Below are 24,896 nucleotides of genomic sequence, written 5' to 3' on the forward strand. Positions count from 1 at the left end.
ATTGTGAAAATACTTTACATATCTAATTTCTACACGATAAGAAACAGTTCTGCTGCTATCCGCAACAACGCCATGGTTAAAGGATTGACGGAATTGGGGCATCAGGTCGATGTGTTGACCGTAAGGCAATCGGAAACGAGTACTTCGCCGGATTTGAACTTCGGGCACATCATATACACGGAGTTGTTCAATCTTTCTCTTCGTTCAGGGGTAAAAAAACTGGTTAACAACCAAGTAAAGACGGTACTTGGAGAAATTTATTCACGGATGATGAAAATATTACATTTTCCGGATGCCTATTATAAATGGCCGAACAAGGTGAATGTTGCCTTATTGAAGGAATACGACCTATTGATTTCTTCTTCCGACGGCAAGATTTCCCACTTCGTCGGAAGAAAGATAAAAAAAACTCGGCCGTACTTGAAATGGATCCAAATCTGGGGAGATCCTTGGTTCGACGATTTGAATTCAAATTTGTTGGACAAAATCAGAATAAGACACTATGAGAAAGCATTCTTGTCTGAAGCCGACAAGGTGGTGTACATCTCTCTTCCGACCTGCAATGCAATGAAAACCAGATATACTAATATAGCTGATAAAATAGGATTTATACCGAGATCGTACTTTAAAGATTTTACTTACAGTGTTCCTAAAAACGAAATCGAAATACACATCGCGTATACCGGTGCGCTTCGTTCTGTTTACGGACGGAATCTGTCACCATTGTTAAAAGCGATTGAAGCATATAATAAAAAAGAGGACGGACGTTCTCCTAAAATAATGATAAATGTATACGGGGAGGTAGATAATGCTACCAGACAGGAATTTCGTTCTATATATGTTAATTTCCATCATAGCGTGGATGTATCTGAGTTAGGGAATATCTACAGCAAATCGAATGCCCTACTATATATCTCGAACAAAGATGGTTCAACACAAATACCCGGGAAGCTATACGATTACTTGGGGACTTCATCCCTGGTACTCTGTCTGGTCAACAATATGGAGGACGAGATCGCCAGTTTCTTGAAAGAGTTGGGGCCTCGCTGCATGTTGATAAAAAACGAGGAGAAAGAGATCTTCTCCCGGTTGAACGAGGCGGTAGAAAAAATGAAAATCGAGTACCTCCCTGATAAAGCGTTTTCGCCTCGCACTATTGCCCAGAAATTACTAAACGAATCAGAATAGATATGTCCAGCCATCCGCTCGTTTCCGTCATAGTACCCGTATTCAATGCTTCTGGTACGATAAATAAATGTCTGCGAAGTCTACTCGGGCAGACGATGAGGAATATCGAAATCATTTTAGTCGACGACGGAAGTACCGACGACTCCGGATCGATATGCAACAGGTATGCCCGTTCCGACAGCAGAATCGTATGTATACACAAACCTAATGGAGGGACCGCTTCCGCAAGACAGGCCGGAATCGAGAAAGCGAGCGGTGTGTACATGATCCATGCAGATCCAGATGACTGGGTTGAGAAAAGTATGTTGGAAGAATTGTATTCCAAAGCGGTAGAGGAGAAGGCGGATATGGTGATATGCGACTATTTCGTAAATTATTCTTCGAAGAGTCGGTATATATCTCAGAAGCCATCGTCATATCGACCGGAGGAAATCGTCGACGAACTGTTCCATAGACTTCACGGAAGTTTATGGAACAAGATGATAAAAACATCTTGTTACAGAAATAACTCTATCACCTTTCAGAAAGGAGTAAACTACTGCGAGGACAAGCTTTTTAATATCAAGCTATTGATGGATGGCGTAAACAAGGTTTCTTACATTCATAGGGCCTATTATCACTATGTGCAAAATTCCGGCTCGTATACCGGCAATGAGAACCCTAAATGGCTTTCATTATTTAATGCATACCAACAGGAAGTTACTGAACTTCTTCGTCAATACAAGAAGGATTATCTTGTAGAACAGGTAAAAGCAGACAAATTAACCGGGATGATCAAACATCCCGCCATCTCTGAAGAACAATTTAAAGAGGCTTTGAGAGAAAGAGTCAATTGGAAAAATGTCACCATTTCCAAACCGATGAGATTGCTGATTAAGATTGCCGAAATTTCGTCGTTGAAACTTGCCCAGAAATTATATCGGATTCTTGAACGTTTGCCCCATTAAAGAGTTCGACAAAGTTTTATAGTATAAAACACAAAAATATGATTGTTGCACTAAATTTGATCGCTCTCGGCGAAGAAAAAGGAACAGGAGCTTTTCAATATATAACGAGAATATTCAAAGAGTTGAAAAAGTTTCGTATATATAATACTCATTTTATTATCTATAAACAGCCTCAAATATCAGAATCATACATTGGATTTCCCGACAATTTAGATGTAGAATATATCAATGTGCCCGTATTGAAAGCCCGTTGGAAACGGGTCCTTTTCGAACAGACGCTATTCTATCTGTATTTGAAGAAAAGCGATGTCTTTTATAGCTATTGCACATCAATGCCATTGTTTGTCCGTGCACGGAAAGTCTTTACCCTTCACGATGTATACTTTATTACAAATAAAGAACGTTATGGCTGGTTACAGAGAATGTATCTGAAAGTTGTTACCAAGGTTTATGTAAAGAGATGCGACATAGTTCTTACTGTTTCTGAATACAGTAAAAATGAAATAGTCAATCATTTGGAAGTCCCTGAAGAGAAAATAAAAATAACGTATAACTTTATTGAGAAGAAGCCTCACGATAATGTCGTGCCTGTAGACGAAATTAAAAATTATTGGGGAAAAGAAATTAGTATAGATAAACCGTTTTTCTTATTCATAGGTAGTATTCAACCAAGTAAAAACGTTATTGGTATGGTTGAAGGGTTTAATTTATTCAACACTCAAGATGATTTTAGATTGTTTATTGTGGGTAAACTATCACAAAAAGGAGAAAAAATCCTTACCTCCATGGAAGGAAAACCAAATATTGAATATCTTGGTTACCAAAGTTCCGATATTGTAAACCACTTATTGGCACATTGCAAATGTGTTGTCCTTCTATCTCTTTGTGAAGGTTTTGGAATTCCTCCGATTGAAGGTTTCAGTTATAATAAACCGGCCCTTGTCTCCAATCTTACGAGTCTTCCGGAGGTAGTCGGCAATGCCGGTATCAAAGTAGATCCCTACGACAAAAGGGCAATTGCCGACGGTTTCAGAGCGATTCTAACCGAGTATGATGCTTTAATAAAAAAGATTCCGGTTCAATTATCCAAATTTAATCCTAAAGAGAGTACCTCGTCTTTCCTGGATTCCCTTGGAATTGCACACGAATAACAAAAAAATCAAGATAATCTACTATATGGAAGATACTATAGCCGTTCTTCTTCCAGTTTATAAGAAGGACAATCCCGAATGGTTTCACAAATCCATAGACAGTATATTGTTGCAGACATACCGTAACTTCCATGTCTTTATTGGAATCGATGGACCGATAGCATCAGAATTGCAATCGGCCATAGATGATTATGCAGGAAATCCTTTTATAGATATCGTAGCATTTGAAAGGAACAGGGGACTTGCATGTGTTTTGAATGATTTGCTTGATTTATGTTTCTCCAATAATTACAACTATATCGCTCGGATGGATGCGGACGATATGGCTGTTCCCGAAAGATTAAAGAAGCAGCTTTCCTTTTTAACAGAACATCCGGATATTGATGTAGTCGGAGGGGCGATAAAGGAAATTGATGAAAGTGGACAAAGTCTTCATAAGACAATCGTATACCCTGCAGGACCTGAAGAATGCAGGCGTTTTTTTTCAAAAAGAAATCCTCACGCCCACCCTGCTGTAATGTTCAGAAAAAGTTTCTTTGATAAAGTTGGGCGAAAATATCGTCCCGAATATCGTCAAAACCAGGACACGATGCTATGGTACGACGGGATGAAGCATGGTACCAGACATGCGAATCTCCCCGAAGTAGTGCTTCTCTTCAGGATGAGTCACTCGCTATTTAAGAAAAGACGCAATGGATGGACTTTTGCAAAAAAGCAACTCGAGGATCGGAAAATGATAAACAAGGAATTGGGCTATGGCCTCGGCGCAACCTTTTTCGCCTACTGCATGTTTGTCATGCTTGCTTCCCCTGTATGGGTGAAAAAAATCGCCTATAAAATCTTCCGATAGAATGTTTCAAAATAACTCTTCAACAAGATTTTATTTTTTCGATACCGGATGCACCTCTGTCAGTTTCCGTTAATCGTCTCCATTCTCATAAAGATCAGAATGTCAAACAAACCGGTTATTTTTTTTACAAATAATCAAATATAATTATAATATGAACTGTTCGGATTTCGTGTCTTTCGTGCGAGAGACCTTTGAGGATAAAGAAGGATTTATCATCCTTCATGATCCTCGTTTTATCGGCAATGAGAGGAAATACTTGCTGGATGCAATGAATAGTAATTTCGTATCAAGCGTAGGAGAATATGTAGGCAAATTTGAAAAAGCCATAACCCAATATACTGGCAGCAAATACGCCATAGCAGCTGTTAACGGTACTTCGGCCTTGCATATCTGTTTATTGCTTGCAGGTGTAAAAAGAGACGAAGAAGTCATCACGCAGCCGGTTTCTTTCATTGCAACCAGCAATGCCATAACTTATACCGGAGCACATCCGGTCTATATCGATGTCGATAAAGAAACAATGGGAATGAGCCCGGAGAAATTAGATGCCTTCTTAAAAGAAAATGCCAGAAAAGATATTGACGGATATACCTATAATACCCGAACAGGAAGACGCTTTGCTGCTGTAGTGCCGATGCATACTTTCGGACATCCTTGCTTGATCGAAGATATAGCAGGTATCTGTGAAAAGTGGAATATTCCTTTGGTGGAAGATGCTGCAGAAAGTATCGGTTCCCTGTATAAAGGCAAGCATACGGGATTATTCGGAAAAGTTAGCGCAATGAGTTTCAACGGAAACAAGGTCATCACTACAGGCGGTGGCGGTATGATACTTACACCAAACGAAAAACTGGCAAGACTGGCCAAACATATCACAACGACAGCCAAAATCCCTCACCGCTGGGAATATAACCATGATTATACCGCATATAACTACAGGCTGACAAACCTTGCTGCAGCACTGGGATTAGCTCAGATAGAAAACTGTGAAAAATTTATTCTTATCAAAAGAGAATTAACAGAAAAGTATAAGGCTTTCTTTGCAAAGACTGATGTTAGATTCTTTACTGAACCCAAAGACTGCAGAAGTAACTATTGGCTCAATGCAATAGTCTTAAAAGACAGAGAAGAGAGAGATAAATTCCTTACCTATACAAACGATAACGGAGTGATGACAAGACCTATATGGATATTGAATAACAAACTCGACATGTATAAAGGTTGTCAGTGTGGCGACTTGAGTAACTCGCAATGGCTTGAAGATAGAGTTGTCAACATACCAAGTACGGCGATCATCAAAGATTATTACAAGAATATCAAGGAAGGTAAATATAATAATTTCTAAGAATATGTTTAACGTAAATATTTTTATAGAAGAAAACATCACCGGTCGTAAAGGCTCAATGTTCCAAAGCGATATAGATAAAAACCGAGAACAATTAACCAAAGAGATAGAAGATAAAAAAGTATTAGTCATTGGTGGAGGCGGAACAATTGGTTCTTCATATATCAGAGCCATTTTGCCTTTTAAGCCGAAGACTTTAGTTGTTGTAGATATCAGTGAAAATTACCTAACTGAACTTACACGTACACTGAGAAGTACCTTCGGGATGTATATTCCTGAAGATTATCGCACCTACCCTCTGAACTATGCTGACCCTATTTTTGAAAAAATTCTCAGAAAAGAAGGCGGCTTTGACATTGTAGCAAACTTCTCTGCACATAAACATGTCAGAAGCGAAAAAGACCCATATAGCGTTGAAGCATTGATAGAGAACAACGTCATTAAGGCAAGAAAACTTATGGATTTATTAATCGAGTTTCCGCCAACACATTTTTTCTGCGTTAGTACCGATAAGGCTGCTAACCCGGTAAGCATCATGGGGTGCAGTAAGAAAGTCATGGAAGAAATGATTATGGCTTACAGCAAGAAATTTCCTATTACTACAGCGCGTTTTGCCAATGTGGCATTTTCCAATGGCTCTCTCCTGGCAGGATTCATTGAAAGATTAATGAAACATCAGCCGATATCTTCGCCTACTGATGTAAAGAGATATTTTGTCTCTCCCGATGAAAGCGGTCAGATATGTATGTTGGCTTGCATGTTGGGACATAGCGGCGAAGTCTTTTTCCCCAAACTCGACGAGAAACAGATGATGACATTTTCTTCTATCTGCGACAAGTTCTTAACAACGTTGGGCTATCAGATCAAATATTGCCGGAGTGAAGAAGAAGCGAGAGAGTTTGCTGCCGAGATGTCTGTAAATACAGATACCTATCCGGTTTATTATTTTACTTCAGACACCACGGGAGAGAAAGGTTTCGAAGAGTTTTACGTCAAAGGTGAGAAACTAAATATGGAAAGATTCAACGCATTAGGTATCATAGAAGAATATCCTTGCAGACCGATGAGTGAAATAGACAATTTCTTTAAGAAGATGACGACATTATTTGCCAAGAAAGATTTCCAAAAGGCAGAGATTGTCACTTTATTAAAAGAATTTATCCCCAACTTCGAGCACGAAGAAAAAGGCAAAAATCTTGACCAGAAAATGTAAAAATAAAGTAACGTTTTTACAAATTATAAAATAGAATATGGAAAGAATTCTGTAAAACACCGGCATATTCCCATCATAAAACATTATTCATAAATCCTAATTAAATCGACATGTATAAAGCAGTTAAAAGACTGTGTGATTTTCTGTTAGCGCTCATTGCCTTAATATGTCTGTCATGGTTACTGATACCGATAGCAATACTTCTGTTGTTGACAGGCGAACATTATGTATTTTATTTTCAGGAAAGAATAGGTCGTGGCGGCAAACCTTTCAACGTATGGAAGTTCGTCACGATGATAAAGAATTCACCAAACATCGGCACTGGTACAATAACCACAAGAAATGATCCGAGAGTCTTGCCGGTAGGTAAATTTCTTAGAAAAACCAAACTCAACGAATTACCTCAGTTAATAAATATCTTGATCGGTAATATGTCCATCATAGGACCGAGACCAATGGTCAAAAAAAGTTACGATGAATACTCCGATGAAGTGAAGGCGTGCATCTCCAAGATGAAACCTGGCTTAAGCGGTATTGGTAGCGTGATATTCAGAGATGAAGAGTATTATATTTCGCTTGCCAAAGATCCAGTAAAGTTTACCTACGAAGAAATACATCCGCATAAAGGCAATCTTGAAATTTGGTATTACAAGAACCGCTCTCTGTGGGTCGACTTTATGATTATCTTTTTAACTGTCTGGGGTGTAATTTTCCCAAAGAGTAACCTTGTATACAAAATATTCCCAACTCTGCAGAAGAAAGATTTTAATTTGGCAGTAAAAAGATTCAATGAAAAAATTGAATAGACATCGGTTATTCATTGCGGTATATCCAGGAGATTTTGAAATTATTTGAGAAATAAATTCATTACCCATTGAAAAGAATCTTATTAATATTATACATGTCAATATGGGGTATTACTTATTGTAATGCTCAACTAACTAACGGTGTCACCGGATTGTTACACATGCCTAATGCAGAAATGCAGGAAGACGGAACGGTAATGATCGGAGGGAACTTCTTAAATAAGAAGAATTTACCCAATAATCAAATATGGTATTATAATTCCTATAATTACTTTGCCAACATTACATTCCTTAAACGAATTGAGATTTCCTATATCTGCACACTGTTGAAAGGTATTCCAGGATCATCTTACTGGCCCAAACAGACATGGGATAAATTCGTAAACCAAGACCGGCATTTTGCTGCCAGGATACAAGCTGTTCGGGAAGGCGAATTCTGGCCATATCTGCCAAGCATCGTATTAGGCATCAGTGACCCGACAACAGGTTCGGGAGACGGCAATTATATTAAGAGTAAAGTTTCAGGAAAAAAGAACGGCTATTTTAATTGCTGGTACATCGCTGCTACTAAACATTTTGATATTCCCTATGGCAATCTCGGCGTACATCTTGCCTATCTGTATAATCGCAGAACGGATTATCCACTGAACGGCCCTGCCATAGGCGTGAACTTCAAACCGGATATGTGCAAAGACTTAAATGTGATTCTCGAATACGATGCCAAGACGATCAACTTCGGTGCGATCTATTCGCTATGGCACGACCACTTTAACCTCCTTGCCGAAATGCAGAAGGGTAAATACTTTTCCGGGGGCATCGCATTCAAAGTGAATCTGCTCGGCAAGAACGAATGGAAAACATGGAAATGAATATTATCGATAAGAACAATAAAACTTAAAGATATTTATTGAGGTTAATCGTTATCATGACAGAACAAGAAGATAAATTCCTCCGGTTTTTACAGGGTGTATTATTTCCCAAAGGGGAGCCAAGACCTATCATCCCCGAGAAAGATGTGAACGAGCTGCTTAAAATCGCCAAGAAACAAGCTCTTCTCGGCCTTTTTACCGATTACCTGCTCTATATGAACACGGTAAAAAACGATACGCTTACTATGAAATTAATCGCTACCCTTACTCAAATAAAACGGATAAACCTCTTGATGAACCAAGAGTTAGAGAACTTCGTCAAGCTACTGAGCAAAGAGCAGATTCGCGCTATCGTAGTAAAAGGACAAACCGTAGCTTCCCTATACCCTGATCCGCTCTTACGACAATCTGGAGATATCGACTTTTATGGGGATGAACCGTCTCGAAAGAAATTGATGGATGTTTTGCAGAAAAACTATGGAATAACCCCTCAACAATCCTCAGCAAAGCATCAGGAATATGAACTGAACGGCATTCGGTATGAGCTGCATTCCAGATTGGTCGATTTTTCTTTCACCCCCCATCAAAAATACTGGGATAAGCTTATAGAGAAAGAGTTAGAAGGCGATCCATATACCGTAACAATCGGAAACACGGAGATCCCTACCCTCTCTCCTAACCTCAATGCCATTTACCTGTTTATTCATATATTTTTTCATCTCATCTCTTCAGGAATCGGCTTGCGTCAGTTCTGCGATTGGGCTTTGTTCCTGCATAGGCACGACAAGGAGATAGATCGAGAAAAACTGAGCCGTGATTTAGGAAGACTAGGGATAAAATATGCATACAAGGCATTAGGGGGCATCCTGATCGATTATGTAGGATTGTCTGAGGAAGAATTCCCCTTAAAGCTTACAAAGAAAGACAAAAAAAGTGGTAAAAAAATCTTATACAATATATTCCGGATGGGTAACTTCGGGCAGGAGACACGACATGTCCCGAGGTTGGGATTGCTGCACAGCCTCGAAACAGGAGTTATTGCAGCCAGGCAGTCGATAAGGTTTATCTCGTTAGCTCCTGCCGAAGTCTTGCTTAAAGTTCCGAAGATGATCAAATGGTTCTTTTGCAAGCAATGATCAGCATTAAATAAAATCTATAATTAATTTTCTATCCCATTTATTCCTATCTTTACAACTAATACAAATATACATATTATGAAAAAGAAAATTGCTCTTATTACAGGAATTACCGGTCAAGATGGATCATATCTCGCTGAACTCTTAATAGAAAAAGGTTATGAAGTACACGGCATGCTACGCCGTTCATCATCTTTCAATACAGGACGTATCGAACACCTCTATCTTGATGAATGGGTACGAGACATGAAAAAAGCACGTCTGATAAATTTGCATTGGGCGGATATGACAGATTCTTCTTCACTGATCCGTATTATCGGAGAAGTAAAACCGACCGAAATCTACAACTTAGCGGCTCAGAGCCATGTAAAGGTATCATTCGACGTGCCGGAATATACGGCAGACACCGATGCGATTGGTGTTTTACGTTTGTTAGAAGCTGTACGTATCTGTGGTTTAGATAAAACTTGCCGTATCTATCAAGCTTCTACTTCCGAACTATACGGAGAAGTACAAGAGGTACCTCAAAAAGAAACCACACCTTTTTACCCTCGCTCACCGTACGGAGTAGCAAAACTATATGGATTTTGGATTATTCGCAACTATCGTGAAAGCTATAATATGTTCTGTTGCAACGGCATTCTCTTTAATCATGAAAGCGAACGCCGAGGCGAGACTTTTGTTACACGTAAAATTACATTGGCAGCTTGCCGCATTGCTGCCGGCCATCAAGACAAGTTATATTTGGGTAACTTGAACTCATTACGCGACTGGGGATATGCAAAAGATTATGTAGAATGTATGTGGTTGATCCTTCAACAATCGAAACCGGATGATTTCGTTATTGCTACAGGAGAATATCATACAGTACGCGAATTCTGTACATTGGCATTCCACCACGTAGGTATCGAATTGGAATGGAAAGGGGAAGGCTTGCATGAACGAGGGATCGATAAAGATACAGGCAAGGTATTAGTAGAAGTTGATCCGAAATACTTCCGGCCAAGTGAAGTGGATCAGTTGCTTGGCGATCCATCAAAGGCAAAAAAGACATTAGGATGGAACCCTCGAAAAACAAGTTTTGAGGAACTGATTAAAATAATGATTGAACATGATAAAAAATTCGTACGGAAGCTATATCTAAATACTTCATTTAATGTGAATAATTAATTACCATGATTCTATCAAAGGAAAATAAAATATTCGTGGCAGGACATCATGGATTGGTAGGTTCTGCTATTTGGAATAACCTAAAAAACAGAGGTTATGAAAACCTTGTGGGACGTAGTCATAAAGAATTAGATCTCCTTGATTCTGTTGCTGTAAAGAAGTTCTTTGATGAAGAACGACCGGATGCTGTAGTATTAGCAGCTGCCCATGTCGGTGGAATTATGGCAAATCTAAATTATCGAGCAGATTTTATTTTTCAGAACTTACAGATTCAACAGAACGTGATTGGAGAAAGTTTTCATCATAATGTAAAAAAACTGTTATTCTTAGGGAGTACATGCATCTATCCCCGCACGGCAGAACAACCCATGAAAGAGGAAGTTTTGTTGACCTCTGAATTAGAATATACCAATGAACCATATGCCATTGCAAAAATTGCCGGATTAAAAATGTGCGAGAGCTTTAACATCCAGTACGGCTGTAATTATATAGCTGTAATGCCTACTAATCTCTACGGACCTAATGATAACTTCCATTTGGAGAATAGCCATGTTCTTCCAGCTATGATTAGAAAAATATACTTGGCAAAGTGTCTGAATGAGAACGACTGGGAAGCGGTACGAAAAGACCTTAATTTACGTCCTGTTGAAAAAGTGAATGGGAACAATACAAATGAGGAAATTCTATCTAAGTTAGCAAAATTCGGCATTACTCCACAACTCGTTACGCTATGGGGAACAGGAAAACCTATGCGTGAGTTTCTATGGAGTGAAGAAATGGCAGATGCAAGCGTATATATATTGTTGAATGTAGATTTTAAAGATACCTATCTACCTGGAGACAAAGAGATCCGTAATTGTCATATTAATATTGGGACAGGAGAAGAAATATCTATCAGGGAAGTGGCAGAAAAAATTATTAAAGAAATAGACTTTAAAGGTGAGCTCCATTGGGATACATCAAAACCGGATGGAACACCACGTAAGCTGACGAATGTAACAAAACTGCATAACTTGGGATGGCATCACCGGATCAAAATCGACGAAGGTATTCACAAATTATACAAATGGTACAAACAAGGAATCTATATCAATCATTGAAGCTAACAGGAAGAGAGAGGTTTTCTTACCTGATCCCCACTGGTATGTTTCTTGCTATTTTATTACCGTCTTTCAAAAAATAGAGAAAGTGAAAGGAGGATGACAAAGTGGCTTATATAGATTATTATAAAGTATTGGGCGTAGCACAAAACGCTACACCGGAGGAAATAAAGAAAGCTTATCGTACCTTGGCGAGGAAGTATCATCCGGACTTGAATCCGAACGATCCTTCGGCGAAGGAAAAATTCCAAGCGGTGAACGAAGCCCATGAAGTGTTGAGCGATCCGCAGAAACGGACCAAGTACGACAAATACGGAGAAGAATGGAAACATGCCGACGAATTCGAAAAGCAACGTACCCGAAGAGACGCCGGGTTCGGAGGTGGCGGGCAGCCCTTCGGTACGGAGGGCGGCACATATTGGTATGAGACGTCGAACGGAGAGAATCCGTTCGAAGGCATTCATTTCGGTAACGACGGATTCTCCGACTTCTTCGAACAGCTCTTCGGCGGCGACAGGACAAAGACGACCGCGAGAAGGGGTCGGAAAGGACAGGATTATCAGGCGGAACTGTACATGAGCCTGAAAGAAGCTGCGACCACTCATAAACAAATATTGAATGTGAACGGAGAACAAATCCGCATTACTATTCCTGCAGGCATGGCGAACGGGCAGGTGATCAAATTGCGCGGACACGGCGGCAAAGGAGTAAACGGAGGTGCGGATGGCGACTTGTACATCACCTTCGTCATTCCCGACGACCCGGTATTTAAACGGCAAGGCGATGACCTGTATACGTCGGTTGTTATTCCGTTGACGACGGCAGTCTTAGGCGGCGAAGTGACCGTCCCTACCCTGAACGGCGCTGTTCAGTTGAAAGTTCAACCGGGGACACAACCCGGTCAGAAAGTCCGATTGAAAGGACAAGGATTCCCGATCTACAAAGGGACAGGCAACGGAAACCTCATCGTGACTTATCGGGTAGAACTGCCGAAAACGTTGACACCCGAACAACGCACACTGTTCGAAAAACTTCGTTCGACAAACAGTTGATCCGATGAAAGAAAAAGGAAAAAGTAAAGAACAGGCAACGGCTGTGTCGAAACGAACGTTTTGGCGCAGCCGCTTCGGTTTGGAGGCTCTTTACACCATAACGGAAAGAATCCAACGACTGGTACTCTCCGACACGCGTTGTGGAAGTGAAACCATAGTCAACAAGGTTTCACCGACCGTTACTCCGAACGAACGGATGCTTTCGCTGCCCCGAATTCGTACAAATCATACCCTCCCGACGAGTCGATTATCTTACATTCCTTCTTTATGAATGAAATACATTTCATAATTTTGCAGTAAAATCGAATGAGAATGGATGCGGGAAAAAGTTATTGGTTTGTCTTCTATAAAGACCGTCTTTTATTGGAATTGCACGACGGGAAATACTATGTTCCATGCACGAGTGCGCCTCCTGTGCCCGTGCCAGCAGGTTCGACCGTCCAAACCATCGGGATATGGAACGATTACGAGTGCAGAACATATAACGTCTATACACCCGTCAACGGGGCGGAGGCGCCGCAACGAATCATGGAGGGACTGCGTGCGACCTACGATCTCTTGCCGCTGAGAGCTTACAAATGGGCGGGAAAAGCCTCGCAAATCCTCAACTGGGATGCAAATACACAGTATTGTCCGCATTGCGGAGAGCCGACGCATCAAATCTCGCCCATCGGTAAAAAATGCCCCGTTTGCCGGCAAGAGTTCTATCCTGTCATTTCGCCGGCGATGATCGTCCGCATCACCCGCGAGGATCAGATCCTGTTGGTCCACGCCCGTAACTTTAAAAGCGATTATTATGGCCTGATTGCGGGATTTTTGGAACCGGGCGAAAGTTTGGAGGAATGCGTATACCGCGAAGTGATGGAAGAAACGCGGTTAAGAATCAAGAATCTGAAATACTTCGGCAGTCAAACCTGGCCTTATCCGAGCGGTATCATGATAGGCTATACGGCAGAATACGACAGCGGCGAATTGATGCTGCAAAACACGGAATTGAGCAAGGGCGGCTGGTTCAATCGGGATCAATTGCCGGCGATTCCCCAAAAATTGAGTTTAGCAAGGAAACTGATCGACAATTGGTTGGAGGGTTAACGGATAAACAAAAACATGGAATGGTTCAATAGTCTATTTGTCGAACATACTCCGCTACAGGCGATTGTCATCCTGTCCATCATCATTGCCGGCGGATTGTATCTGGGGAAGATAAAAGTCTACGGCGTATCGCTCGGCGTAACTTTCGTCTTCTTCATGGGTATCCTGATGGGGCACTTTGGCCTTTCTATCGACCGCCAAATGCTGGTTTATGCGGAAGATTTCGGGTTAGTTCTTTTCGTATACGAGTTGGGATTGCAGGTAGGGCCGGGCTTCTTCTCCTCTTTCAAGAAAGGAGGCTTGAGGTTGAACATGTTGAGCATAAGCCTCGTCTTCTTAGGAACCGCCCTTGCCATCGCATTGAGCTACCTTATCCACATCCCCATGAGCGAGATGGTAGGCATCCTTTGCGGCGCCACCACGAATACGCCTGCCTTAGGCGCCGCTCAACAAACGTTGGCACAGATGAATATGGATAGCGTCAATGCTGCGTTGAGCTGTGCAGTGAGCTATCCCTTAGGCGTGATAGGCGTGATCCTGGCCATGATCGTGATCCGCAAATTATTTGTCCGCCCTGTCGATATAGCGTCGATGGATCAGGAAGAGCAAAACGAAACCTTCATCGCCACCTTCCGCGTGCACAATCCGGCCGTCTTCGACAAGAGCATCAAAGAAGTGGCGCAGATCAGCGGACGACACTTTGTCATCTCCCGGCTCTGGCGTAACGGAAAAGTCACAATACCTCACTCGGATATGAAATTGGAATGCGACGACCGTTTGCTGGTCGTCACTACGCCGGAAGATATTTCGAACCTGACATTGACTTTCGGAATGGAAGAGACGGAGAATTGGAACAAAAAGGACATTGACTGGAACGCGATCGACAGCCAACTGATCTCTAAGCATATCGTGATCAGCAAACCGGAAATCAACGGGAAGAAGCTCGGCACACTGAAGCTGCGCAACAATTACGATATCAATATCACCCGCGTGATGCGAAGCGGGATCCAGTTGTTGGCCACTCCGGGATTGATTCTGCAATTAGGCGACCGATTGACCGTAGTGGGCGAACGACAAGCCGTCGAAAATGTCGAAAAAGTATTAGGAAACAAAGTCCGTCCGTTGAAAGATCCTAACTTGGCCATCGTTTTTATCGGCATCATACTCGGATTAATAATAGGCACCATCCCCGTAGCCATCCCGGGTATCAGTCAGCCAGTGAAGTTAGGTTTGGCAGGCGGCCCTATCGTCGTGGGCATACTTATCGGACGCTTCGGCCCGCGCTTCCATCTGATTACTTATACCACCCGCAGCGCCAACCTCATGTTACGCGGCTTAGGCATTGCCCTCTATTTGGCATGCTTGGGATTAGATTCGGGCGCTCACTTCTTCGAGACCGTTATCCGACCGGAAGGAGCGATCTGGATAGGAGCCGGTTTCCTTATAACCGTCCTTCCGGTCGTCATAATGGGCATCGTTTCCTTACGAATAAGTCGAATAGACTTCGGAAACACATGCGGGATGCTGTGCGGAGGTATGGCCAACCCTATGGCGCTGGGATATGCCCATGACATTATTCCCAGCGACAGCCCTGCGGTAAGCTACGCCACGGTTTATCCTCTTTCCATGTTCGCCCGCGTCATCATCGCCCAACTGTTGGTCATGATCTTCGCCTAAGAAATTACAACGATCCTGTCCTGAGCCCTGAAGAGTGCTCACAGATCCCCGCTCCCGTAAACTCCTATTTTGATACAGCAGCAGGAAAATTCGGAGGCGAAGTTGGACGGGCGAGTCAATGTTTTCCGGTTTCCCGTTCTTCCCATCCGCTCTTACCTTCATCCATAAACACTTCGATAAGTGACTTCGACACCCGTTCGTCCACTTCTTCCACCAATTGGAGTCGCAGCGGGTTTTTCAATCGTTTCTCCCACTCGAACACCGGTTCGTAAGGCCGGCCCTTATCCGTTTCATAAACGAGGTAGGCCCATTTTTCGGTAAACATGCTCCCTTTCATAGCTGGAATCACCTGCTGCATGTTGGAGGCGAGGAAACTCAACGACAAGGCGCGCGCCCAATAGATCCACGGACCACCGGTAATGTAGCAATAGGGATTCAGCAGCCGATCCCGGTATTCCAAACCCGTATTGGCATACCCCAGATTGATACCGGCAAAACCGATTCCCGTCTTGTCGTTGTAAAAGGTGATCCATGGAACGTCGGCTTCCATTTTCAGATCGGTCAGATCGGGCATGTCAGCCACCTGGTAGGTAACGACTTCCCCCTTCACGATATCGTACCATGCGGCATGCGTCATCAACTCGCGCTTAAGGCATATTTCCGCATTCCGCAACGCGAGACATTGCACCGTTTTGTTAATGCGCATGCTGGTGGTACTGACGAAATACGGTACTTCCGGATAAAAGTCGTAGCGCACGGAGGCATCCACTTCGGGCATTCCACGCAAAGCACCCCAAAATTCGGCGGTAGCCAATACGGGGCCCGAAATAGCGTGCATGCGTTGATCGTGTTTCCAATCGGCCGTATGCGTCCACGGGCGAGGAGGCACGTAAATTCCCGGATTCCAGTGGATAGCACCGTTAGTCTCCATACGGTGATACAAAGGCTGCTCCGGCCGACTTTTCAGGGTAAGCTGATCCAAATGTCCAGAATTGGGATGAAGGACGGCATTCATACAGCGGTTGTCGATCACCAAACCGGGAAGCTCGCCCTGCACCTGCAAATCGGAACGATAGGTTTTCGCCATCGCCTTCTCGTTGTGGTAATAAATCAGAAAGACCCGACTCGACAGGGCCGGCACATCGGCCAGAAAAGCCAATTTACACGTGACGGTCGGCATCCAAAGCGGAATCGTCCGGAGGGGCATTCCTTCGGAGGTCGGCGACAAATCGTCCGCTACGGAATATTTTTGAATGTCGAAGACCTGACTCGTCACTTCCGACAGGCTGTAATCTTCGGGATTTACAGCCACCACGCGCAACTCCCGTTTCAAATCGTCGACTTCATCGGGATAGAACGGGAGCAAGACCTCCACCGGTTCGTGTTTCCGATCGATCCCCGCTGTCTCCGTGAGGACGACCGATTTGTACTGCTTCCAAGCCGGATCGAATACTTCCACCTCTCTGGAAGCGACCAAGACGGCGGAAGCAGCGATCCACCGGTCGTCGGTCGACGGCTTGGCCGACTTCTTCAGCCGTACGGAGATTTTAACGTCGTACTTCGCGCCTGGCTGCCACTTCAACCACCCCGTGATAAAGGGTGTTGTGTAGAGGGTATTGTCATGAGAAAGGGCATATCCCGAAGGGGGACGGTTGATGAAATTGGGTTTGGAAAGATCGGTCGACACATCGTCTTTATATACGTTGACGAATCGCAACTCCTTCCCGTTTACCGATACATGGACTTCGATGATCGACGGTTCGGGCAATTCCAAAGCGGCTTTGAAATGATAAAAGGGTATGGCCGGAACCGGACATCCCAACTCGACATGCGCAATCCGCAACGACGGCACATCGCTCTTCGCATGAATGCTCGCCAATCTCAAGAACCCACAGCACATCACTATTAAACAGACATACATTTTAGACATATCTTACATTTTTTACGTTTATTTTTTTATAGATATCAGATTTCGCCTTCTCAGCTCCTCGACCGCATTTCTCCATGAACCGCCGCTGCCCCACAGGTAATAGGTGAAATACATGGTGGTTTTCTGTACAATGGGGGTCCAGGGTTGAAATTCGACATAGTAATGGGGAGCGTCCGAATTGCTGGGATGATTCATCCACATATGCAGGAACAGCGGTTGATCGACGGGAAAGGCACCGACGAAAGAGATATCTTCAATCGTGTCATAACCAGCATTCCACCCCTCTTGGAGGTGAATCGCCTGTCCGTAGGATTTTTCCGGTCGCATGCGGTATTCTTTCCACCCACCTTCGGCGGGGACGACGAAGAGATCTTCGGTGCCGTGCGTCTTTCCCAATTCCAGAATGGGTTGCGGACCGATGACATTGGCTTCCGGATTACTGAAATTCAGTTCGAAACGTACCTCGAGCAGCGGGGAATTCCCGTACAAGGTGAATATCTTTTTAAGACGGTTTCCGTAATAATCGGTCTCCATTTCCACCCGCACCCAGTCTCCCTCCTTTTTCACGATCCGAGCATCGTACACCTGGTGTGTTTCCATACTCGCCTGTCCGAGGAAATCTTCGAATCCCCCGTACGGGTAATACCCCCGCATGCGGTAGGGCCTTCGGTGGCTGACCGTCTTTTTCGGCCAACTTTTAAAGAGTACATTGTCGTTTCTGCTCTTTACCCGATATTCGATCACCCGAGCACCCGTCCGCAAGAGAGTAATCTGCACGGAATCGTTTTCCATCCGGTATTCGTCGATCCCGTCACTATCCAAATCCAATGCGTACGCATAAGGCTTACCGACAGGTCGACCTACGCCCAACCGACTTTCGGAGGTCGCCCCCAAGGCGGTCACCTTCACGGTATAATTGCCGGGCTTCAGCGGCAGTCGGAAATCCATTTTCCGATAAGAAGCCGCAGCGGCATCACACTGCTTCGTCTGCCGCCAAATTTCACTCCGGTCGTCGCCATTTTTATAGACCGACACGCTTACCGGAAACGAACGCTTAGTCGAGAAATTATGGAGGGTTACGGGAAACTCCACCTCCGGGGCATGTGCATATAGCAAACGATGCACGGATACGACGGGGGGCAAATCGAGCAGGGTCACGGTGGATTTCTCTCTGCCGTTCCAACGGAAACGTACTGCAATGGGATTTGTCCTACCCATGGTTTCCACAACGGGAGTCAAGGGTATTTTCAGCTGTTTGACTTCGTTTCCGGCTAATCCGATCTCGCCCGAGGATGCCTGTGCCGAGCTTAGACCGGGAGCAGCGGCGACCTCTATTTTTCCCGAGATATTTTCGGGAGAGAGATTTCTCAGTGTCACCGTCAAATCGTATCCGTCCACTCGCGCACGGATGTCGATCCGATCGTTAAAAACGTCTTCCAGGTAGATTTTATCCAAGTAAAGCAATTGCAACGCATTCCGAAATGCCGCCGGCCCCATCATCCGGCCTCCCTCCGACACGGCTACCTCCCGACGGTCCATAATAGCCTGCCAAATGACCTGTTTGGTGAGCGGCTTCTCCCTTTCGATAAACAGCATCGTGGAGGAGGTGAGGTTTTCGTTCAGATGTCCGGTCGAATTGTGGACAAAAGGGATGTTTTCCTCGTCTATCTGTACCTTGTTCCCCTCGTTGGTCAAGTAACCGTCGAACCGATAGGCATCGCTGGCGGGATCCCACACGGAACGGAAGGCATACCCGCCCTTTTGATGCGCGTAATCGATCCACGCCTGCGGAGTAGCCATATCCTGCACCTGGAGCCCCTCGTAATCCCTACATCCGTAAATAGGAGAAAAACCGACGTCGGCCACCACGGGCAACTTCACTTCATCCACCCAATTCTCCAACTCTTTTTGTATCAAAAAATCCATGTATCCGTCGAAGATAAACCACGAATTGCCTTCGTTCATGCCGATACCCATGATTTCCAACGGATGTCCCGGCGTACACGTGACGCTTTTCAGCAAGGTTTTCGCGCCGAACCAGCCTTTGCAAAGCCGGTATCGGCGAAGGAGGGTTTCGGTATGCTCGATCAGTGCTTGCAACCGGTTGATGTCGCCCTGCGAAGAAGACGAAATGACGAAGAGGTATCGGTTTCCGTCGACCAAATAAAAGGCTTTCGTCCTATTAAAGTCAGCCGTTTTGAATTGGTAGCTCTGCAAGCCCTCCGCCCAGGCGAAAACAGGCTGCGCCCTCCGGTTCAGCTCCCGCCCGACCTCTGTCGAAGGATCGACGAGCACCAGCAGATTTCCCTGTCCGACGGCCTCTTCCAGTTCGGCCATGGAGGGATTTTTCATCGTCTGATATGGATTCGCCCATAAACGGGAAACGAACCCTTCCTGCAACAGCAAACCGGGGAGTCCCATATCCATGGCGGCATCCACCTTGCTCTGCAAGACGGAAGGTACGATGTCGGTCACCGCCACTTTAAAAAGGTTGCCGTAGCGGTGCCATCGAGTATAATCGTTGTGCCAGTAATTAGTATAACCGTTGAATTGCCTGTTGTCGACAATCGTAAAGACCGGCTCGTTCGGGGGGATATCGGCTCGAAAACCGGAAAGATTTTGTGCCGTGAGCAAGACCTTCGAGCACACGAAAAAGATGAAAGGAAAAATGATTTTACGCGAAAACATACGACCTGTTTTTATTTTTGATAAGAATGTTTTAATCCGTTCTCGTTTCAAGGGACTGTGCCGAAATGAAAATTTCGGTACAACGAGGGAAGCAGTTCTCCAAGTTATCGACTCCTACAAACTTCCCTCCCCGCTCCCACATGCTACCCTAATGTTTTAAGTTTTTATTCAACGAGGCATCCTCGAAGGGATACGGCACATACATTTTTTTATCGTCCCACGCCCCCGTTACCGGAACGGCCTCTTTTCGGAAGATGCCGGGGGCGACTTCGATCGGCGGGTTTTCTTTTCGGTATTCGAAATGCTGCTTGTAACGGAACATCCGGAACATATCGCGCGCTCGGGGTGCAAACCCCGACCAATAATAGCCTGCTATTTCCCATCCATGCTCATTATAGGCAGCTTCGGCCAACTCCTCGGGAGTCATACTCATGGAATAGATATTAGACTCTTTTCCGTCGGCCCTGTTCCGTACCTTATTCAGCACTTCGACAGCTTTCGCATCCGTCTTTCCGGATCTGCCTACAGCTTCGGCATACCAACAATAAACCTCGGCCAGGCGAATGACCTGATGCTGTTTTTCGCCCGAATAAGGAATGGCTCTCGGATCGGCATAATCGAATTCCGTGCCTCGTTCGGCACCTTCGGTCGACTTGTTAAAACAGGGTGCCACCACTGCTCTCGATGGTGGATCGGTATCGTACCACCAATCGTACAGTTTCCCGTCGCTGAGCATGATCTTCGGGAAATAAGTGGCCTCCTTGCGCGGCCCTTCGGGGAATTCTTTCCAGAATTTGATTTCCCCGTTCGTATCGCCCCACCCGGCTTGTTTCATATCCTGTAAGAAATCGGTGACGACCGACATATTTTTCTGTCGATCCATATTGTAATAAACCCCTACCAATACTTCCGGATTCTTGTCGTTGTATTCCCAGGAATAGACTTTCCAATACTGGTCTAAAAGTGCGTAACGGTAAGTTCCGTTTTCCACGCCGTCGATCACTTCTTTGGCTTTGGCTGCAGCCATCTCGTAATACTGCGTACCCTTATTCAAGGGCCATCCGGCCATCGCCATATAGACATAGGACAAGGCCGCCTTCGCCGCTCCCTTGTTCACGGCAATATTGACACCGTTTCGGGTATAAGGTTCCTCGGTATAGTTTTCCGGACAATCGGTTTCGGCCACTTTCAAATCGTTCACGATCAATTCGTACACTTTTTCTTCCGACCATAACTCCGCCCCGTAATCGATTTTCTCTTCCAGCATGACCGGTACCGGTCCCCAGGTCGTAACCAGATAGAAATAGGCGAAAGCACGCCAGAACGATGCCTGTCCGACAGCGGACTTAATCAGTTTTTCATCGACTCCGGGGGTTCTTGCCGCATTATTGATTACAAAGTTAGCGGCCTTCACTATCCTATAACGCTGTTCCCATAAATAAGGCATCCAGGCATTATTGTCCGAGACGGCGAACTGATCGTGTTCCCGAAGCGGCTGTTTGTTGCTGGCGGGATGCGTGGAAATATCGTCGCCCACCAAGAAGTTCGTGCCGTTGTAATGGTTGGCATGCTGTGCATCCGCCACTACCCGGTAAAGAGCATTTAAAGAGGCTTCCAAATCGCTCTGATTGGTAAAAAAGTTTTCCGTAGCCAACTGTCCCTTCGGATCTTCCGAAAGGAAACTTTCGCAGGATGCCATTCCCCATCCTACCAGGATAAGCAACAGCAGGTAAAAAGTATCGGATTTCGTTTTCATATTCTCTTCTTTTTTGTTAAATATCCTGATCGTTAAAAGGTAATCTTCGCCCCAAAGGTAAAAGTGCGCGGTATGGGGTAGGCTCCGTAGTCCAACCCATTATATGAATTATATACCTCCGGATCCATCCCCTTGTATTTGGTCAGGGTAAACAGGTTCTGTCCGCTGACGGAGAGTTGCATATCGGCAAATTTCAACAGTCGTCGGGGGATGGTGTAGGCGATGCTGACGTTTCGCAGTTTGATGAACGAAGCGTCTTCCAACCAGAAATCCGAATTGCCGTAATACTTCGTTTCGGAATTCGTATGGCTGGGGAATAGGGCGTCCCCTTTGTTCGTCACTTTGTCCCAACCTTTGAAATAGGCGTCGCGCAGCGAGATGAACCGATACATCCCCGTCATCGAAGCCAAGGCGTAGCGGGTTAAATTCAACCGCTCGAAACCGGTAGCCGCATTGACGAAGATATTCACCGTCCAGTTCTTCCACGTAATCCGGTTGTTCCAACCGAACGTCCATTTGGGGGTACACTGCCCCATGACGACCTGATCGTCGGCCGTCGGACTTGTGGTCAGACTCCCATCGGCGCTTTGGTAAAGGTTGGCGCCCTTTTCGTCGAACCCTTTCCAACGATAGAGATAATAAGAGCCGTAGGGATAACCCACTTTCATGATCTGCATAGCTCCTCCGTAATTGCTGAAATTCGCATCCAAAATAAACTCGTTGCCGGCAAGATCTACGATCTTGTTTTTCAGGTAGGAGCCGTTCAAAGCGGTTTCCCATACCAACCCTGCACTTTCGCTGAGCGGGTAAGCATTTATGGAGAATTCGATACCGCTGTTTTCTATCTCTCCCTGATTCACCCAAAAGGTGCCCCCCCCATTATACATGGGCACTCTTTTCTGGAAGAGCAATCCCTTCGACTGTTTTAAGAACCAATCCAATGTAAAATTCAGTTTGTTGTTCCATACGCTGAAATCCAATCCGACATCATACTGGTAGGTTCTCTCCCATTTCAAATCCGGAGTGGCGAAAGAATTCCCCCAATAAGCGGTGTAATCGGTAGTAGTTCCCCAACTGTACGAAGTACTGGACAACATCCCCAAGGTACTGTAACGGTCGATGGCCTGATTACCAGTGATGCCGAAACTGGTGCGGAACTTCATCTGTTGGAAAAGATTCTGACGCTTCATGAAATTCTCTTTGGCGACGTCCCATGCGAAAGCACCGGAGGGGAAATACCCCCATTTGTTGCCTCCTTGAAATTTGGAAGAGCCGTCGGCCCGGAATGTTCCCGTGAGGAAATAGCGTCCCGCATAATTGTACATTATGCGAGCGATCCCCGAGGCGATGGCTTCTTCGGAATAGCCGTTCCCTTCGTCTCGGGTGGCAGCATTTTTAACGTTCCAGTAGCCCACGATTTCATTGCTTAGGTTCGAACCGCTGATATTCATCCAGCTATCCCTGTTCTGACTCAATTCCCATACGGCTGTCGCCGTGAGGGCATGTTTCCCAAAAGTTTTGGCATAAGTCAAGTTGTTGGTATTTTGCCAATACCACCCCTCCGAACTGCTATTGGACATCCCGTTGATCTGCCCGGGACGGGCCAATTTGGAAGTAAAGCTGTAATATGGGTTATGGTAATAGTTGTAACCGCCCTGCAGAGAAAAGGTAAGCCCCTCTACAATCTTGAACAGCAAGGTACCGCTGGCATGGAAGTAATTGCGGTAACTATCGTCGTAATTCACCATTCTTCCTCCGTAAGGATTGGGATCTACCGAATTGTACGGGTCGTTATTGTAGATACCGGTCTTTTCGTCTTTCATCTCCATGGTGGGAGAATAATTGATGGTGTTCATCAGGTCGACCCAACCGTTATGCATACGTACCCTCGACCCGCTGAGATTGGCAGAAAGGGTGAGCCAGGGCTTGATCTCCGAATCGATATTGGCTCGGAGATTATATCGCTTGAAATTGGTCGTGATCGTAATGGCATCCCAATTCAAGATATTCGCCGAAAGAAGATACTTGTTTTTCGCATTTCCTCCGGAAAAACTGAACTTATAATCCTGTCCTACTCCCGTTCTGGTCATGAGATCCTGCCAGTCGATTCCTTTCGTTCCATCTTTATAGGCTTGCAGATCGGCCGCCGGAATAGTCGACGATCCCCAGATATCATTCAGGGCGGTGGCATATTCGTACGCATTCATGACATCGTATTTCTTGACGATATTCGAAATGCTGGTAGAGACATCGATCTCGATCTGACTGCTGCCTTCCACCCCTCTCCGGGTGGTTACCAACACCACGCCGTTCGCCCCGCGCGATCCGTAAATGGCCGTAGCAGAGGCATCTTTCAAGACTTCGACCGACTGGATATCCGCCGGGTTGATCCCCTCGAGCCCGCTCGAGCTGACGATACCGTCGATGACATACAACGGCTCGCTGCTCTTATTGATAGAGGTCGTTCCGCGCACACGCACCTTGATCCCGCCCGAAGGCATGCCGCTCAACGTGGTGACTTCTACGCCCGGGGTGCGCCCCAGCAAAATATCTTCCACTCGTTTGACCGGTTGATCCGAGAATTGTTTTCGAGAGACGGAAGCTACCGATCCGGTCAAGTCGCTCTTCTTCATGGTGCCGTACCCGATCGCCACGACCTCGCCCAATACCTGTGTATCTTCCTGCAAGGTGATCTCGACATTCGATTTCCCTTCGATCGGAAGGTCTTGTGCGATACAGCCGATATATGAGACCCGTATCGTGGCATTGCTTCCCACGTTCAGCGTGAAGTGGCCGTTCACGTCCGTCACCGTGCCGTTGGTTGTTCCTACTTCGACAATATTGGCGCCGATGATGGGCTCTCCTTTCGAGTCGACGACCCTGCCCGATAGCCTGTGCGTCTGATCGGGGAACATCCGTTCGAACT

General features: G+C 45.1%; 19 protein-coding genes. 15 read left to right on the forward strand and 4 right to left on the reverse strand.

Annotated features, from left to right (window positions below):
* Window positions 1–3: 3 nt before the first annotated feature.
* From BN102_RS09565 to BN102_RS09635, 15 genes are all read left to right on the forward strand, one after another.
* On the forward strand, window positions 4–1,188 hold the full coding sequence (locus BN102_RS09565) for a glycosyltransferase family protein (RefSeq protein WP_156810972.1): 1,185 nt from the start codon (window positions 4–6) through the stop codon (window positions 1,186–1,188).
* Window positions 1,189–1,190: 2 nt separating this feature from the next.
* Complete coding sequence (locus tag BN102_RS09570; protein ID WP_019208923.1) at window positions 1,191–2,135, forward strand: glycosyltransferase family 2 protein; 945 nt, start codon at window positions 1,191–1,193, stop codon at window positions 2,133–2,135.
* A gap of 38 nt (window positions 2,136–2,173) precedes the next feature.
* The gene (locus tag BN102_RS09575; RefSeq protein ID WP_019208924.1) at window positions 2,174–3,286 is read left to right on the forward strand and encodes a glycosyltransferase family 4 protein; all 1,113 of its coding nucleotides are present in this window, start codon (window positions 2,174–2,176) and stop codon (window positions 3,284–3,286) included.
* 25 nt (window positions 3,287–3,311) lie between these two features.
* Entirely contained in the window at window positions 3,312–4,136 is an 825-nt protein-coding gene (locus BN102_RS09580) for a glycosyltransferase (protein ID WP_036787990.1), read from the forward strand.
* Between the two features lie 151 nt (window positions 4,137–4,287).
* Complete coding sequence (locus tag BN102_RS09585; RefSeq protein WP_019208926.1) at window positions 4,288–5,481, forward strand: LegC family aminotransferase; 1,194 nt, start codon at window positions 4,288–4,290, stop codon at window positions 5,479–5,481.
* Between the two features lie 4 nt (window positions 5,482–5,485).
* The gene (locus BN102_RS09590; RefSeq protein ID WP_021311923.1) at window positions 5,486–6,694 is read left to right on the forward strand and encodes a polysaccharide biosynthesis protein; all 1,209 of its coding nucleotides are present in this window, start codon (window positions 5,486–5,488) and stop codon (window positions 6,692–6,694) included.
* A 110-nt stretch (window positions 6,695–6,804) separates the two neighbouring features.
* A complete protein-coding gene (locus BN102_RS09595; RefSeq protein WP_019208928.1) occupies window positions 6,805–7,500 on the forward strand; it encodes a sugar transferase in 696 nt (231 codons plus the stop codon).
* A gap of 68 nt (window positions 7,501–7,568) precedes the next feature.
* On the forward strand, window positions 7,569–8,369 hold the full coding sequence (locus BN102_RS09600; RefSeq protein ID WP_390939801.1) for a YjbH domain-containing protein: 801 nt from the start codon (window positions 7,569–7,571) through the stop codon (window positions 8,367–8,369).
* A gap of 56 nt (window positions 8,370–8,425) precedes the next feature.
* Complete coding sequence (locus BN102_RS09605) at window positions 8,426–9,505, forward strand: nucleotidyltransferase domain-containing protein (RefSeq protein ID WP_019208930.1); 1,080 nt, start codon at window positions 8,426–8,428, stop codon at window positions 9,503–9,505.
* A 78-nt stretch (window positions 9,506–9,583) separates the two neighbouring features.
* Window positions 9,584–10,675 carry a GDP-mannose 4,6-dehydratase gene (gmd, locus tag BN102_RS09610; protein ID WP_019208931.1) on the forward strand — a complete coding sequence of 364 codons (1,092 nt, stop codon included), beginning with the start codon at window positions 9,584–9,586 and terminating at the stop codon, window positions 10,673–10,675.
* Window positions 10,676–10,683: 8 nt separating this feature from the next.
* The gene (locus BN102_RS09615) at window positions 10,684–11,775 is read left to right on the forward strand and encodes a GDP-L-fucose synthase family protein (protein WP_036787991.1); all 1,092 of its coding nucleotides are present in this window, start codon (window positions 10,684–10,686) and stop codon (window positions 11,773–11,775) included.
* 107 nt (window positions 11,776–11,882) lie between these two features.
* Entirely contained in the window at window positions 11,883–12,827 is a 945-nt protein-coding gene (locus tag BN102_RS09620) for a DnaJ C-terminal domain-containing protein (RefSeq protein WP_019208933.1), read from the forward strand.
* A gap of 4 nt (window positions 12,828–12,831) precedes the next feature.
* Window positions 12,832–13,098 (forward strand): hypothetical protein, encoded by a 267-nt coding sequence (locus BN102_RS09625; RefSeq protein WP_019208934.1) that lies wholly within the window; start codon window positions 12,832–12,834, stop codon window positions 13,096–13,098.
* Window positions 13,099–13,133: 35 nt separating this feature from the next.
* A complete protein-coding gene (gene nudC / locus BN102_RS09630; protein ID WP_036787955.1) occupies window positions 13,134–13,919 on the forward strand; it encodes an NAD(+) diphosphatase in 786 nt (261 codons plus the stop codon).
* A 15-nt stretch (window positions 13,920–13,934) separates the two neighbouring features.
* On the forward strand, window positions 13,935–15,596 hold the full coding sequence (locus BN102_RS09635) for a putative transporter (RefSeq protein ID WP_019208936.1): 1,662 nt from the start codon (window positions 13,935–13,937) through the stop codon (window positions 15,594–15,596).
* A gap of 115 nt (window positions 15,597–15,711) precedes the next feature.
* Here BN102_RS09635 and BN102_RS09640 read toward each other — a convergent pair whose 3' ends face one another.
* The 4 genes from BN102_RS09640 to BN102_RS09655 form a co-directional block, all read right to left on the reverse strand.
* Window positions 15,712–17,526, reverse strand: a complete 1,815-nt coding sequence (locus tag BN102_RS09640; RefSeq protein WP_021311920.1) for a hypothetical protein — start codon at window positions 17,524–17,526, stop codon at window positions 15,712–15,714.
* Window positions 17,527–17,544: 18 nt separating this feature from the next.
* Window positions 17,545–20,214, reverse strand: coding sequence for a hypothetical protein (locus BN102_RS09645; protein ID WP_019208938.1), 2,670 nt, complete (start codon window positions 20,212–20,214; stop codon window positions 17,545–17,547).
* A gap of 148 nt (window positions 20,215–20,362) precedes the next feature.
* Window positions 20,363–21,970 (reverse strand): RagB/SusD family nutrient uptake outer membrane protein, encoded by a 1,608-nt coding sequence (locus BN102_RS09650; RefSeq protein WP_019208939.1) that lies wholly within the window; start codon window positions 21,968–21,970, stop codon window positions 20,363–20,365.
* 32 nt (window positions 21,971–22,002) lie between these two features.
* The gene (locus BN102_RS09655) at window positions 22,003–24,885 is read right to left on the reverse strand and encodes a SusC/RagA family TonB-linked outer membrane protein (protein ID WP_051007728.1); all 2,883 of its coding nucleotides are present in this window, start codon (window positions 24,883–24,885) and stop codon (window positions 22,003–22,005) included.
* Window positions 24,886–24,896 lie beyond the last annotated feature (11 nt).

The organism is Phocaeicola abscessus CCUG 55929 (assembly GCF_000312445.1).
Classification (GTDB): domain Bacteria; phylum Bacteroidota; class Bacteroidia; order Bacteroidales; family Bacteroidaceae; genus Phocaeicola; species Phocaeicola abscessus.